Source organism: Rhodococcus sp. LW-XY12 (assembly GCF_019317345.1).
In the GTDB taxonomy this organism is placed as follows: domain Bacteria; phylum Actinomycetota; class Actinomycetes; order Mycobacteriales; family Mycobacteriaceae; genus Rhodococcus; species Rhodococcus pyridinivorans.
In genome coordinates this window covers 3,039,574-3,053,313 of the sequence record NZ_CP079225.1, presented here as the reverse complement: position 1 = coordinate 3,053,313, position 13,740 = coordinate 3,039,574, and the positions used below count along the sequence as shown (strand labels likewise).

General features: G+C 67.8%; 13 protein-coding genes. 7 read left to right on the top strand and 6 right to left on the bottom strand.

The annotated features are described in order from the left end of the window. Positions 1 to 27 precede the first annotated feature (27 nt). The gene (dnaE, locus tag KXC42_RS14265) at positions 28 to 3,564 is read left to right on the top strand and encodes a DNA polymerase III subunit alpha (protein ID WP_039585197.1); all 3,537 of its coding nucleotides are present in this window, start codon (positions 28 to 30) and stop codon (positions 3,562 to 3,564) included. A 66-nt stretch (positions 3,565 to 3,630) separates the two neighbouring features. Here dnaE and KXC42_RS14260 read toward each other — a convergent pair whose 3' ends face one another. Beyond that, positions 3,631 to 3,858: a hypothetical protein gene (locus tag KXC42_RS14260; RefSeq protein WP_006554120.1), complete on the bottom strand. Its 228-nt coding sequence runs from the start codon at positions 3,856 to 3,858 to the stop codon at positions 3,631 to 3,633. Positions 3,859 to 3,996: 138 nt separating this feature from the next. On the opposite strand from KXC42_RS14260, the gene KXC42_RS14255 reads away from it, so the two are divergent. Together KXC42_RS14255 and ilvA are read left to right on the top strand one after the other, a co-directional pair. Next, entirely contained in the window at positions 3,997 to 4,440 is a 444-nt protein-coding gene (locus KXC42_RS14255) for a nitroreductase family deazaflavin-dependent oxidoreductase (protein ID WP_006554119.1), read from the top strand. 119 nt (positions 4,441 to 4,559) lie between these two features. Continuing rightward, positions 4,560 to 5,885 (top strand): threonine ammonia-lyase IlvA, encoded by a 1,326-nt coding sequence (ilvA, locus tag KXC42_RS14250; protein ID WP_019289740.1) that lies wholly within the window; start codon positions 4,560 to 4,562, stop codon positions 5,883 to 5,885. 9 nt (positions 5,886 to 5,894) lie between these two features. Here ilvA and KXC42_RS14245 read toward each other — a convergent pair whose 3' ends face one another. Together KXC42_RS14245 and treZ are read right to left on the bottom strand one after the other, a co-directional pair. Next, entirely contained in the window at positions 5,895 to 6,167 is a 273-nt protein-coding gene (locus KXC42_RS14245) for a hypothetical protein (RefSeq protein WP_006554117.1), read from the bottom strand. A gap of 87 nt (positions 6,168 to 6,254) precedes the next feature. Continuing rightward, complete coding sequence (gene treZ, locus KXC42_RS14240; protein ID WP_039585198.1) at positions 6,255 to 8,003, bottom strand: malto-oligosyltrehalose trehalohydrolase; 1,749 nt, start codon at positions 8,001 to 8,003, stop codon at positions 6,255 to 6,257. Positions 8,004 to 8,113: 110 nt separating this feature from the next. Here treZ and KXC42_RS14235 point away from each other — a divergent pair, with 110 nt between their 5' ends. Then, the gene (locus tag KXC42_RS14235; protein ID WP_006554115.1) at positions 8,114 to 8,785 is read left to right on the top strand and encodes a TetR/AcrR family transcriptional regulator; all 672 of its coding nucleotides are present in this window, start codon (positions 8,114 to 8,116) and stop codon (positions 8,783 to 8,785) included. Positions 8,786 to 8,795: 10 nt separating this feature from the next. Here KXC42_RS14235 and KXC42_RS14230 read toward each other — a convergent pair whose 3' ends face one another. Beyond that, complete coding sequence (locus KXC42_RS14230; protein ID WP_219129183.1) at positions 8,796 to 9,209, bottom strand: YchJ family protein; 414 nt, start codon at positions 9,207 to 9,209, stop codon at positions 8,796 to 8,798. A gap of 122 nt (positions 9,210 to 9,331) precedes the next feature. Here KXC42_RS14230 and KXC42_RS14225 point away from each other — a divergent pair, with 122 nt between their 5' ends. Then, on the top strand, positions 9,332 to 9,817 hold the full coding sequence (locus KXC42_RS14225) for a TIGR00725 family protein (RefSeq protein ID WP_006554113.1): 486 nt from the start codon (positions 9,332 to 9,334) through the stop codon (positions 9,815 to 9,817). Between the two features lie 117 nt (positions 9,818 to 9,934). Here the strand turns inward: KXC42_RS14225 and KXC42_RS14220 are convergent, their stop codons facing one another. Next, on the bottom strand, positions 9,935 to 10,399 hold the full coding sequence (locus KXC42_RS14220) for a hypothetical protein (RefSeq protein ID WP_024101249.1): 465 nt from the start codon (positions 10,397 to 10,399) through the stop codon (positions 9,935 to 9,937). A gap of 243 nt (positions 10,400 to 10,642) precedes the next feature. On the opposite strand from KXC42_RS14220, the gene KXC42_RS14215 reads away from it, so the two are divergent. Then, the gene (locus tag KXC42_RS14215) at positions 10,643 to 10,852 is read left to right on the top strand and encodes a helix-turn-helix transcriptional regulator (protein WP_006554111.1); all 210 of its coding nucleotides are present in this window, start codon (positions 10,643 to 10,645) and stop codon (positions 10,850 to 10,852) included. Positions 10,853 to 10,860: 8 nt separating this feature from the next. Beyond that, positions 10,861 to 11,373 (top strand): DUF2029 domain-containing protein, encoded by a 513-nt coding sequence (locus KXC42_RS14210; RefSeq protein WP_006554110.1) that lies wholly within the window; start codon positions 10,861 to 10,863, stop codon positions 11,371 to 11,373. Here the strand turns inward: KXC42_RS14210 and treY are convergent. Continuing rightward, a complete protein-coding gene (treY, locus tag KXC42_RS14205; RefSeq protein ID WP_257235624.1) occupies positions 11,370 to 13,733 on the bottom strand; it encodes a malto-oligosyltrehalose synthase in 2,364 nt (787 codons plus the stop codon). The two genes, KXC42_RS14210 and treY, sit on opposite strands and share 4 nt — an antisense overlap. Positions 13,734 to 13,740: the final 7 nt, after the last annotated feature.

Here is a 13,740-nt window from a genome sequence, read left to right as displayed (position 1 = left end):
CCCACAGACATCCCGGGAGAGGCACGCGTGGCTGACTCGTTCGTTCATCTGCACACCCACACCGAGTACTCGATGCTCGACGGTGCCGCGAAGGTCGGACCGTTGTTCAAGGAGGCCGAACGGCTGGGGATGCCGGCCGTGGGCATGACCGACCACGGAAACATGTACGGCGCCAGCGAGTTCTACAACGTCGCCAAGAAGTTCGGCATCAAGCCGATCATCGGCATCGAGGCGTACGTCGCGCCGGAGTCGCGCTTCTCCACCAAGCGTGTGCAGTGGGGTGATCCCGGCCAGAAGTCCGACGACGTCTCCGGCTCGGGTGCCTACACCCACATGACGATGGTCGCCGAGAACTCGACGGGCCTGCGGAACCTGTTCAAGCTGTCCTCCCTCGCATCGATCGAGGGTCAGCTCGGCAAGTGGGCCCGTATGGACGAAGAGCTCATCGCCCACCATCACGAGGGCATCATCGCCACGACCGGCTGCCCGTCGGGCGAGATCCAGACGCGCCTGCGCCTCGGCCACGAGCGCGAAGCGCTCGAAGCCGCCGCGAAGTGGCAGGAGATCTGGGGCAAGGACAACTTCTTCCTCGAGCTGATGGACCACGGCCTGTCCATCGAGCGTCGTGTGCGCGAGGGTCTGATCGAGATCGGCCGCAAGCTCGACATCCCGCCGCTGGTGACCAACGACTGCCACTACGTCACCAAGGATGCGGCCGCGAACCACGAGGCGCTGCTGTGCATCCAGACCGGTAAGACCCTCTCCGATCCCACCCGGTTCAAGTTCGACGGCGACGGCTATTACCTCAAGTCGGCGCAGGAGATGCGCGAGCAGTGGGACCGCGAAGTGCCGGGTGCGTGCGACAACACGCTGCTCATCGCCGAGCGCGTGCAGTCCTACGAGGACGTGTGGACCCACCGCGACCGGATGCCGATCTTCCCGGTGCCGGAAGGGGAGACGCAGGCGAGCTGGTTGCACAAGGAGGTCATGCGCGGCCTCGACCGTCGCTTCCCCGCCGGCCCGCCCCGCGAGTACGTCGAGCGCGCCGAGTACGAGATCAACGTCATCAATCAGATGGGCTTCCCCGCCTACTTCCTCGTCGTCGGCGACCTCATCAACCACGCCCGCGAGGTCGGCATCCGCGTCGGCCCCGGCCGTGGTTCGGCCGCCGGTTCGCTCGTCGCCTACGCGATGGGCATCACCAACATCGACCCGATCCCGCACGGTCTGCTGTTCGAGCGGTTTCTCAACCCCGAGCGCGTGTCGATGCCCGATATCGATATCGACTTCGACGATCGTCGCCGCGGTGAGATGGTGCGCTACGCCACCGAGCGGTGGGGCAACGACAAGGTCGCCCAGGTCATCACGTTCGGCACCATCAAGACGAAGGCCGCGATCAAGGACTCCGCGCGAGTGCAGTTCGGCCAGCCCGGATTCGCGATCGCCGACCAGATCACCAAGGCACTTCCGCCGCCGATCATGGCGAAGGACATCCCGGTCTCGGGTATCACCGATCCGAGTCACGAGCGGTACAAGGAAGCTGCCGAGGTTCGTCAGCTGATCGAGTCCAACCCGGACATCAAGAAGATCTACGACACTGCGCTCGGGCTCGAGGGCCTGATCCGCAACGCCGGCGTCCACGCCTGCGCGGTGATCATGTCGTCCGAGCCGCTCATGGACGCGATCCCGCTGTGGAAGCGCGCGCAGGACGGCGCGATCATCACCGGCTGGGATTATCCGTCCTGCGAGGCCATCGGCCTGCTGAAGATGGACTTCCTCGGTCTGCGCAACCTCACCGTCATCGGCGACGCGATCGAGAACATCAAGGTCAACCGCGGGATCGATCTCGACCTCGACACCCTCCCGCTGGAGGACCCGGCGACCTACGAACTGCTCGCACGTGGCGACACGCTCGGCGTGTTCCAGCTCGACGGCAGCGCCATGCGCGACCTGCTGCGCCGCATGCAGCCCACCGGCTTCGAGGACATCGTCGCGGTGCTCGCGCTGTACCGCCCCGGCCCGATGGGCATGAACGCGCACAACGACTACGCCGACCGCAAGAACGGGCGGCAAGAGGTCAAGCCGATCCACCCCGAGCTCGAGGAACCGCTGAAGGAGATCCTCGCCGACACCTACGGCCTGATCGTCTACCAGGAGCAGATCATGCAGATCGCTCAGAAGGTGGCCGGTTACTCGCTCGGACAGGCAGACCTGCTGCGTCGCGCGATGGGTAAGAAGAAGAAGGAGATCCTCGACGAGGCCTACGACGGCTTCGCGCAGGGCATGAAGGACAACGGCTTCTCGCAGGCGGCGATCACCGCGCTGTGGGACACCGTTCTGCCCTTCGCCGGTTACGCGTTCAACAAGTCGCACGCCGCCGGCTACGGCCTGGTCTCGTTCTGGACCGCCTACCTCAAGGCGAACTACCCGGCCGAGTACATGGCCGGTCTGCTCACCTCCGTCGGCGACGACAAGGACAAGGCCGCGGTCTATCTGTCCGACTGCCGCAAGATGGGCATCACGGTGCTGCCGCCGGACGTCAACGAGTCGCACACCAACTTCATGTCGGTGGGTGAGGACATCCGGTTCGGCCTCGGCGCCGTCCGCAACGTCGGCACGAACGTGGTCGCCTCGATCATCAAGGGGCGGGAGGAGAAGGGCCGCTACACCGACTTCTCCGACTATCTCAACAAGATCGACACCGTCGCGTGTTCGAAGAAGGTCACCGAATCCCTCATCAAGGCAGGTGCATTCGACTCGCTCGGACACCCGCGCAAGGGATTGATGCTCGTCCACGCCGACGCGATCGACGCGGTGATGAGCACGAAGAAGGCCGAGGCCATCGGCCAGTTCGACCTGTTCGGCGGCGACGACGCCGACGAGTCCGTCGCCGCGGTGTTCAACGTCCGCATCCCCGAGGAGGAATGGGACACCAAGCACCGCCTCGCCCTCGAACGGGAGATGCTCGGCCTGTACGTCTCCGGGCACCCGCTCAACGGCGTCGAGCACGTCCTCGCGTCCCAGGCCGACACCCAGATCCCCGCGATCCTCGAAGGCGCGCTCAAGGACGGCAGCCAGGTCACCGTCGGCGGCATCCTCGCCTCGGTGAACCGGCGCATCAACAAGAACGGTCTCGCCTGGGCGTCCGCGCAGCTCGAGGACCTCACCGGTGGCATCGAGGTGCTGTTCTTCCCGCAGTCCTACGCCGTCTACGGCATGGACGTCGTGGAGGACTCGGTGGTGCTGGTCAAGGCCCGGGTGTCGATCCGTGACGACCGGATCTCCCTGATCGCCAACGATCTCGCCGTCCCCGACCTGTCGCAGATCGGGGTCGCGAAGCCGGTCTCGGTGTCGATGCCCACCCGGTTGTGCACCCCCGACAAGGTCGGTGCCCTCAAGAATGTGCTCACGCGCCATCCCGGTTCGTCCGACGTGCACGTGCGGCTCATCACCGGCAGCAAGGTCACCGTCCTCAAGCTCGACGACAGCCTGCGGGTCGAAGCGTCGTCGGCGCTCATGGGCGACCTCAAGGCCCTGCTCGGGCCGGGCTGCCTGGCCACCTAGCGGTCCGCCGCGCGGCGCGAGCACTTCGGTGAGCGCCGCGCGGGAAGCCGGGGTCGGCCGGTGCGTCTAGGAACGGAGTGCGTGCTGCTGGATCCTGCGGACCCACCACACGACGACGGTGACCGCAGCGGCACCGATGACGGCGCTCTGGGCGCTGGTGGTGACGACGAGGACCACGAGCAGGGTCAGGAGACCGGCCGCGAGTGCTTCGAGCTTGTACAGGGGCCAGATCGTGCCGGCGATGTCCACACCGTCGGTGCGCTCACGGTGTATCCGGGGGTCGAGCACGGACATCGCGGTGCACCTCCTGTAGGCCGAGCGACTGTAGGCCGGGCGGAATTCTTTCTTCAGGATAGGCGCAGGGAAGAGTTCGGGCCACCGAACTCGACGATCGGGCGGCGACTGCTACAACGATTGTGTTGACTGGTCGGTATGCCACTGCACGGAGAATACGAACCGAGTCCCGTCGAATGGAGCGCCAAGCAGGTCGAGGAGTACGAGTCGTCGGGCGGAACCCGCGGCACCACCCTCCAGGGTCGACCGGTCATCATTCTGACCACGGTCGGCGCCAAGTCCGGCAAGCTCCGCAAGATCCCTCTCATGCGGGTCGAGCACGAGGGTAGGTACGCCGCTGTCGCCTCGCTCGGCGGTGCACCGAAGCATCCCGTTTGGTACCACAACATCGTCGCGAACCCGCACGTCGAGGTCAGGGACCGCACCGAGGTGTGGGACATGACCGCCCGCGAGGTCCACGGCGAGGAGAAGGCGCAGTGGTGGGAACGTGCCGTCGAGGCGTTCCCGCCCTACGCGGAGTACCAGGAGAAGACCGACCGCGAGATCCCCGTCTTCGTTCTCGAACCGGTCGAAGGCCCGTAGACCGAGCACGCTCGGACGGACTGTGCTGCTACCCCCTCGATGCGGATCCCGCCGTGGTGGTCGAATCGGGGGAGTGGCAGCATTGACGGGTGACCTCCACTTCGCGAACAGCAGAACCGATGACTCTGACCGCCGTGCCCTGCGCGGCCGACATCGATGCGGCTGCCGAGCGAATTTCGGAGGCGGTCGACCCAACGCCGCTCGAGCGCAGCCCTCGACTCTCGGCGCTCGTAGGCGCCAACGTCTACCTCAAGCGGGAGGACCTCACCCGGGTGCGGTCCTTCAAGCTCCGTGGGGCGTACAACGCCATGGCGCAGCTCGACGCGGCCGAGCGCGCCGCGGGCGTCGTCACGGCCAGCGCCGGTAATCACGCGCAGGGTGTCGCCTACGCGTGCCGGGTGATGGGAATCCAGGGCCGGATCTACGTGCCCACCCGCACTCCCAAGCAGAAGCGCGATCGGATCCGTGTCCACGGCGGCGACAGCGTCGAACTCATCGGTGTCGGCGACACCTTCGACGCCGCGGCCGCAGCGGCAGCCGACGATGCGATCCGCACCGGTGCGACGATGATCCCGCCCTTCGACGACGCCCGCACCGCTGCCGGGCAGGGCACCATCGCGCGCGAGGTCCTCGAACAGCTCGACGGCGATCTCGACGTCGTGCTCGTCCCCGTGGGCGGGGGCGGCCTCATCGCCGGTGTCGCCGCCTATCTGCGCGAGCGGTCCCCACGCACGTCGATCGTCGGCGTCGAGCCGGCGGGTGCAGCGTCGATGACCGCCGCGCTGGTCGCGAGCGGTCCCGTCACGCTGCCGGAGGTCGAGCCGTTCGTCGACGGCGCTGCGGTCAAGCGGATCGGCGACGTCCCCTACGCCGTGGTCTCCGAACTCGGTGCCGAGGTCGTGTCCCATTCGAGCCTGCCGCTCGTGGCTACGCTGCGCCGGGAGGGGCTCGGCCGGGCCCCGTTCGGGATGACCCAGATCGACGAGGGTGCGCTGTGCACCACGATGCTCGATCTGTACCAGAACGAGGGCATCATCGCCGAGCCCGCCGGCGCCCTGTCGGTCGCTGCCCTCGAGTCGATCTCGGTGCAGCCCGGAGCGAACGTGGTGTGCCTGGTGTCGGGCGGCAACAATGACGTCTCACGCTACGGCGAGATCATCGAGCGGTCGCTCGTCCACCGCGGGCTCAAACACTATTTCCTCGTGGACTTCCCCCAGGAGCCCGGCGCACTGCGGCGGTTCCTGGACGAAGTCCTCGGACCGGACGACGACATCACCCTGTTCGAGTACGTCAAGCGCAACAACCGGGAGACCGGCGCTGCCCTCGTCGGTATCGAACTGGGTGCCGCGGAAGACCTTTCGGCTCTGCTCAATCGCATGGACGCGTCGCCGATCGACGCGCAGCGACTCGAGCCGGGGTCGCCGGCCTACCGTTATCTCACCTAGTCGGAGTCGCTACCAGGGCGAGCACACCAGCCACGGGCCGAACCAGAAGCAGTCGGGACGCCACGGATTGTCCCAACGGCGATCCCAGTCGTTCCTGTGGTTCTTGCCGTGGTGGTCGCGATCCTTCCAGTGATTGTTGTGATGGTTGCCGTGGTGGTCGTGGTTGACGGCGACGACGCCGGGGGACGTGTCGACCACCGGTGACGCCGAGGCAACCCCTGCGGGGGCGAGGACGAGGGCGGTGCTGAGGAATACGCTCGCCAGAATCTTCTTGGGTTTCATGGTGATCCACCTCGAGAATTCGACGGTACCTGAGACGGTACTCGCCCACTCGTGGCATAATCAACGACTTTTTTCGCCTGACGAACGTTATCGGCGGGGCATCTCGGGAGCCTCCAGGATCGCGAAGGACCAGCCCGGGATCAACACTGCGGACTCGGTACGGTTGACCACCGGTTCGTCCCACCAGAGCAGTGGTTTCCCGCCGACCGGCACGGTGACGGGGTCGGGTCCGAGATTGCACGCCACGCGCAGCGCCCCGCGGTGCACGACGAGCCATTTCTCGTCCTCGTCGTACGTCACGTGCACGTGCTCGAGCCAGGGATCGGTGAGCTCGGCACGGTCCCGCCGGAGCGCGATGAGCGCGCGGTAGCACTCCAGCAACCGGGCGTGCCCGCCCTCGTCGCGTTCGTCCCAGCGCAGCTTCGAGCCGATGAAGGTCTCCGGAGCCTGCGGGTCGGGTACGTCGGCGGCGTCCCAGCCGTGTTCGGCGAACTCGCGCCGGCGACCCTCGACCACGGCCGCGGCGAGTTCCGGTTCGGGATGCGACGTGAAATACCGGAAGGGTGTGCTCGCACCCCACTCCTCGCCCATGAACAACATCGGCGTGAACGGGGACGTGAGCACGAGCGCCGCCTTGAGGGCGAGCTGACCGGGCTCGAGATAGGCACCCGGCCGGTCGCCGAGCGCCCGGTTGCCGACCTGATCGTGCGTGCAGGTGTAGGCGACCAGACCGCTCGCCGGCGTGCGCCGGGTGTCGAGCGGGCGCCCGTGGACCCGGCCGCGGAAGCTCGAATACGTCCCGGCGTGGAAGAAGCCGTGCCCGAGCGTGTACGCGAGGCAGTCCAGCGAACCGAAGTCGCCGTAGTAGCCCTGCCGTTCACCGGACACCGCCGCGTGGATCGCGTGGTGGACGTCGTCGGCCCACTGCGCGTGCAGTCCGTATCCACCGCCGGGCCGGGGAGTGATCAGCTTCGGATCGTTGAGGTCCGATTCGGCGATCAACGACAGGGGGCGGCCGAGATGGGCGGACAGGCGGAACGTCTCGACCGACAGTTCCTCGAGGAGGTGTGTGGCGGTGTGGTCGATCAGCGCGTGCACGGCGTCGAGCCGGAGGGCGTCGATGTGGAAGTCGCGGAACCAGCGCAGCGCATTGTCGAGGATGTACCGGCGCACCTCCCCGGATCCGGGACCGTCGAGGTTGATGTTGTCGCCCCAGATTCCCGGGGCCGCGGAGAGATAGGGACCGAAGCGGCCCAGATAGTTCCCCGACGGACCGAGATGGTTGTAGACGACGTCGAGTGCCACCGCCAGTCCGCGCGCGTGGGCGGCGTCGACGAAACGCTGCAGGGCATCGGGGCCACCGTAGGGTTCGTGCACCGCGTACCAGAGCACGCCGTCGTAGCCCCATCCGTGGGTGCCGTTGAACGCGTTGAGCGGCATGAGTTCGACGAACTCGACACCGAGGTCCACGAGTTCGTCGAGACGGTCGATCGCCGAGTCGAGTGTGCCCTCGGGGGTGAAGGTCCCCACGTGCATCTCGTAGACGATGCTTCCTGTCAGTTGCCGGCCGGTCCAGCCGTGGTCGGTCCACTTCGTCTCGTCGAGCACGTGGAGCTGCGACGGCTCGTGCACGCCCTCCGGCTGCCGCGGAGATCGCGGGTCGGGAAGGACCGTCCCGGTGTCGTCGTCGAGCACGAAACCGTATCGGGTGTCGGGAGCGACGCCGACGGTGGTGCGCCACCAGCCGTCGTCGCCGCGTTGCATGTCGTGGAACCGTCCGTCGGCGAACAGTCGGACGGACGACGGGATCGGAGCCCAGACCTCGAAGGTGTGCACTCGACCAGCATGCCGTGTCGGAGGCGTCGGTGCAGGGGATGGCGCCACCGGCGTACCACCCTGCCGCGCGTCAATTTTGTTGCAGCTGCAATGCACTCGATACTGGGGGAGTGAACCCGAATCCCGAGCGAGCCCGCCGACGGTACACCTCGCCGTTGCGGGAGGAAGCGGCCCGCCGAACCCGCGAGACGATCCGCGACGCCGCGGCGCGGCTGTTCGTTCGCGACGGCTACGTCAGCACCACCGTCAAGAACATCGCGGACGAAGCGGGTGTGGCGGTGCGGACGGTGTTCACCGCCTTCCCCGGCGGCAAGGCGGAGATCTTCCGCGAGGCGCTCGATCACGCGGTGGCCGGCGACGGCGATCCGCGCGCGAGCGAGGCGACAGATCCGGAACCGTCCCATGCCGGCGGCGTGGTCTCGCACGTCGACCTCGTGGTCGAGCAGGTGGTCCGCTACGGCACCGCGATGCTCGAACGCGCGGGCGGGCTGCTCATGACCTCCGTGGAATCATCGGGGGCGGACCCCGACATGCGTCGTTTCGCCGCGGACGACGCGAAGGCGACGGCCGAGAACGCCCGCACCCTCGCGGAAGGACTCGAACATGCCGGCTGGCTGCGCGAGGACGTCACCGTCGAGCACGCGGCCGATGTCCTGTTCACCCTGAGTTCCCCACAGGTGCACGCGCTGCTGAGGCGAGACCGCGGATGGGACGTCGACCAGTACCGTCAGTGGCTCTCGGGAACGCTGCGCGCGACGCTGTTGCGACGAACGGCGCCGTGACGGAGTCGGTTCAGTCGTCGCCGCAGTCGTCGAGGTAGAGCCACTCGCCGTCCTCCCGCACGAACCGGCTGTGCTCGCGCATCGAGTCGGGCACCCCGTCCGCCGTCCAGTGCGCGCGGAAGTCCACCGTGCCGGTCGTATGCAGGAATCCGCCTCCGGTGATGTGCAGGACCTCGAGCCCGGTCCAGCGCTGACCGGGGTCGAACTCGATCGAGCGCGGACGTGTGGACGGGTGCCAGGTGCGCAGCAGGTGCGCCGCGTCGCGCGTCGCGAATGCCGTGTACCGCGAACGCATCAGCCGTTCGGCGGTGAGCGCGCTCGCACCGGCCAGCAGCGGCCCGCAGCATTCGGACAGGGGAACGCCGCGACCGCACGGGCACGGGGAATCCGGGCGGGTGTCGGTGCTGCGGTCGGCTCTGCTCATGGCCACAGTCTCCCCCGATGGGCTCGATCGCCCGGCCTCGGGGCGGTCAGAGCGGGAGCGGACGATGCCGGGCGTGAATGATGTTCTCGGACCACGCGCTCCGGAGCGCTCCGTGATGCAGAATGCCGGACATGAATGCGCAGCGCTATGTCGGGGTCGTGGGGCCGGGTGAAGCCACGCCCGAACAGCGACGCCTCGCCCGCCAGGTCGGGGGACTCCTCGCCGGACGCCGGGCCGTCGTGGTCACCGGCGGTCTCGGTGGGGTGATGGCGGCAGCCTGCCGTGGCGCTGTGGAAGCCGGTGGGACGACCCTCGGCCTGCTGCCGGGAGACGACCGTGCCGAGGGCAATCCCTATCTGACGGTGGCCGTTCCCACGGGCCTCGGAGAGATGCGCAACGCGCTGCTCGTGCGCAGCAGCGACGCGTTGATCGCGGTGGGTGGAAGCTGGGGCACCATGAGCGAGATCGCGCTCGCGGTCCGCATCGGTGTTCCGGTCATCGCGATCGGCGGTTGGCGGATGCCCGCCGCCGGAGTGCTCGATGTCGAATCGCCCGCCGAGGCCGTCGAGTGCCTGCACGCACTGTTGTGGCGCAAGGACCCGATGTGAGCCGACCGTGACGACGCAGTAAGCACGACGCAGTAGGCACGACACCGTAGACGCGACGATGCCCGCCGATCCGGATCGGCGGGCATCGTCTGTTGTGGGCTCCTGTGGAGCAGGAATCTACGAGCCGGAGTTGGTGAGCTCGTAACGGCGGCGGTACTCCTCCTTGGACGTCTCGCTGATGTCGACGTCGGTGGCGCGGGCGCGCAGGGCGCCGACGGTGGCCTCCTCACGCGGGATGTGCTCGAAGGGATCCCAGTCGAAGAACTTCGCGGCGTTGGCGAAGGTGATCTTGTCGATCTCCTCGTCGGTGCACTCGCACGCGTCGAGTTCCTCCTCGAGCATCTCGGGGGAGTTCGGCCACGTCGAGTCGGAGTGCGGGTAGTCGCATTCCCACGCGATGGTGTCGACGCCGAGCCGGTGACGGTTGTTCAGTCCGCTCGGTTCGGTGATGTAGCAGGCGAGGAAGTTCTTGCGCCACACGTCCGTCGGGCTCATGCCGGCCGGCAGGAAGCTGGTGCCGGTCCGGGACTGGTTGACGACGTGGTCGTCGATGCTGATCATCACCATGTCTTCGGCCTTCATCGAAACCTCTCCCTGACTGCGCAAAGTCCTGCCGGCGACGGCGCTCGCGATGAGGACTAGATTTTCCGTGCTCGAGAACGTAAACCAAGGACCTTCGACCGTGAGAATGTAATTCTCTACTTCGTGATCGACTACGCCGAGGGGTGATTGCATGTCCGGCCCGACGGGTGTGCCGGGGTGGTTCGGCAATCGAAAATGACAAGAATGCTTGACATGGAATGACAAGCATAGTTTACTTTTGGTGTGACCGACACACCGAGGAGCAACCGGGTCCGCGAATTCCGCAAGAAAGCGGGACTCACCCAGGCCGCGCTCGGCGACGCGGTCGGCGTCAGCAGACAGAGCATCGTCTCGACGGAGAAGGGTGACTACGCGCCCAGCGTGTACCTCGCCCTGCGTCTCGCCCTCACACTCGACAGCACGGTCGAGGAACTGTTCCCGCTCACCACCTAGGAGCCCTCATGACGGTCTTCGTGAAAACCGCGCGCTTCATCGGCGATCTGGACGACGAATTCTACCGCGACGAACGTCAGCGAGACGTCTGGAACGAAGCATCGGCGGTGGGATTCCAGTTGTCCCTGTGGATCGCGCTGGTGGCGGCGGCGCTGCTCCCGTGGCTCGCCGGCCGGCCCGGGGCGTGGACGGCACTGGGCATCCTCGTGGCCTGGTTCGTCGTGTCGATCGTGACCCAGTTGTACGCGCGGCAACGCGACGTCGACCTGTACGCCACCGCGAAACTGTGGCGACCCCGCAGTGCCGCCGCCGCCGCGCTCTATCTCGTCGGCGTCGCCGGCATCTTCCTCCGCCTGCGTTACGAGAGCCATCCTTTCGAGAACGACGCCGCGACCTGGGCGGGGCGGGTCGTCGGCGCGGCGGTCGTCATCGTCCTCGCAGGACTGGTTCTCGCCTGGAGTCGGCGACGCACCCAGCGCCGGCTCGACGCGGAGGAAGCGCTCGACGCGCTCGAGGACTAACGCGCGCGGACGAGTGCTGCGACCGGCTGGGAGTCGAGCAGATCGGCGACCCGCACCCGACCGGTGAAGGAGCGTCCGGTCAGGGCATCCGACCAGTCGCCGTCCGGCAGGTCGACGGTCGTGTCCTTCCACCCCGAACGCGACAGCGCCACGGTGCGGCGGGAGGCCACCGCGAGGACATCGAGGTCGTCCGGCGCCGGACCGCGGCCGAACGCGAGCAGGTGCTCGGCGGCCGGGCCGGTGGCGAGGACCGGAACGTACGCCCCGCCGACGAAGCTCGCGGGTCGTTCGCGGCGCAACCGGAGCGCGGTGCGCACGATCGTGAACTTCGCCGGCGCCGAATCAGGGGCGTCGAGCAGCCGCCGTCGGACGTCGAACTCCACCGGCCGCCGGTTGTCCGGATCGACGAGCGAGTCGTCCCACAGTTCGGTGCCCTGATAGACGTCGGGGACGCCGGGGCCGAGCAGTTGCAACAGTTTCTGGCCGCACGAGACGGCCGCGACGTGCGGTTCGACCTCGGTCACGAAAGCGGTGAGCTCACCCGCGACCGGTCCGTCGATCACCGCGTCCAGCCAGTTGCCCACCGCGGTCTCGAATTCCTCGTCGACCTCGGTCCACGTGGTGCGGGTTCCGTTCTCGCGCAGCGCCTTCTGCGCGTACGCATATACCCGTTCGCGCAGCTCGTCGGTCACCACTCCGTCGAGCGGCCAGACTCCGAACAGGGTCTGCCACAGGAACAGTCCGATCGCCGGATCCGGTGCGGGCGCCGACTCGTTCCACTGCCCGAGCCGACGGGACCACACGTCGGCGACCTGCGAGAGCACACCGATCCGCGCCCGGACGTCCTCGCTGCGTTTGGTGTCGTGGGTCGACAGGGTGGTCATCGCCCGCGGCCAGTGCCGTGCCCGCTGGGTCCACGCGAGGTGGAACTCGGCCGGGGTGGCCGAGAAACGGCCGGGTTGCCCGCCCACCTCCTGCAGCGAGATCAGCCGCGCCGCCCGATAGAACAGGCAGTCCTCGACCGCCTTGGCCGTCGCGGCACCGCACACCTGGCCGAAGCGGGACGCGGCCTCACCGCCGAGGGCCATCGCCCGGGCGAACACCGCGAGCGCAGGATCGAGCGCGGGTTGCGTCCGCGCGAGGTCACCTACGATGCGCGGCACCAGGGTCGCGAGCGGCGCGTAGTCGGCGCGGTAGACGGGAAGCTGTGCGGCGACTGCCATCACGGCCTCGCGCAGCGCCGCGTCGTCGCAGCCGGTGTCGCCGGTCTCGCGTCGGATCGCCCGCACGAGGCGGCGCACCTCCGGCGCGAGCCCGCTGCCTAGCACCGATCGTTTGAGGTCGTGTTCGCGGGCGTGCAGCCACGGCGCGTCGCCTTCGGCGCCGGTGAACCTGCGCGACAGGGCGTTCAACTCCGACTCGCCGGACGGATCGACGAACACCGTCGACAGTTCGCCGAGTGCGTCGTAGCCGGTGGTGCCGTCCACCGGCAGCGTCGCATCCAGCGGTTCGGCATCGCCGAGGATCTTCTCGATCACGAGCCACCGCTCGGGGCCGATCACCTCGCGTAAGCGCGCGAGATAACCGGACGGATCGGCGAGACCGTCCGGATGGTCGACGCGGATCCCGTCGACCAGATCGTCGGCGATCCACGAGGCGACCTGCTCGTGCGTCGCGTCGAACACCGCGGGATCCTCCACCCGCACCGCGGCGAGATCGTCGACGGTGAAGAAGCGGCGGTATCCGATCAACCCCGAGTTCCACGCCACGAGCCGGTAGGCCTGCCGCGCGTGGACCTCCTCACCGGTGCCCTCGTCGGTCCCGGGAGCGATCGGGAATCGCTTGTCGTAGTAGGCGAGCATCGGCTCGTCGCCGGAGCGGTCGACGGTCAGCTCCTGCACCGCGTCGTCCGATCCGAGCACCGGCAGAGCGATCCGACTGTCCACACCGTTGTCACCAGCGAGGTCGAGATCGAAGAACGACGCGTAGCGCGATCCGGAGCCGTGCTTCAGGACGTCCCACCACCACGCGTTCTGACGTGGGTCGGCCACCCCGACATGGTTGGGGACGATGTCGACGACCAGCCCCATGCCCCGTGCGCGTGCCTCCCGCGACAACCGTTCCAGACCCTCGCGTCCCCCGAGCGACTCGGAGACCGTGCCGGGATCGACCACGTCGTATCCGTGGGTGGACCCGATCGTCGCGCTGAGGACGGGGGAGAGGTAGACGTGCGAGACACCCAGGGCGTCGAGGTAGTCGAGCAGGGCGACGGCGTCGGCGAAGGTGCACTCGTCGCCGCGCATCTGGAGTCGGTAGGTGGACAACACCGGCGCAGTATTCCCCGCGCCGGCGCCGTTCACACCTGCC

What these genes read in the sequence shown, in the direction of transcription:
- KXC42_RS14210 (WP_006554110.1), top strand. Translation starts at nt 10,861, where the DNA reads ATGACGGTCTTCGTGAAAACCGCGCGCTTCATCGGCGATCTGGACGAC.
- KXC42_RS14225 (WP_006554113.1), top strand. Translation starts at nt 9,332, where the DNA reads ATGCCGGACATGAATGCGCAGCGCTATGTCGGGGTCGTGGGGCCGGGT.
- KXC42_RS14245 (WP_006554117.1), bottom strand. Translation starts at nt 6,167, where the DNA reads ATGAAACCCAAGAAGATTCTGGCGAGCGTATTCCTCAGCACCGCCCTC.
- KXC42_RS14260 (WP_006554120.1), bottom strand. Translation starts at nt 3,858, where the DNA reads ATGTCCGTGCTCGACCCCCGGATACACCGTGAGCGCACCGACGGTGTG.
- KXC42_RS14220 (WP_024101249.1), bottom strand. Translation starts at nt 10,399, where the DNA reads ATGAAGGCCGAAGACATGGTGATGATCAGCATCGACGACCACGTCGTC.
- KXC42_RS14230 (WP_219129183.1), bottom strand. Translation starts at nt 9,209, where the DNA reads ATGAGCAGAGCCGACCGCAGCACCGACACCCGCCCGGATTCCCCGTGC.
- KXC42_RS14255 (WP_006554119.1), top strand. Translation starts at nt 3,997, where the DNA reads ATGCCACTGCACGGAGAATACGAACCGAGTCCCGTCGAATGGAGCGCC.
- ilvA (WP_019289740.1), top strand. Translation starts at nt 4,560, where the DNA reads ATGACTCTGACCGCCGTGCCCTGCGCGGCCGACATCGATGCGGCTGCC.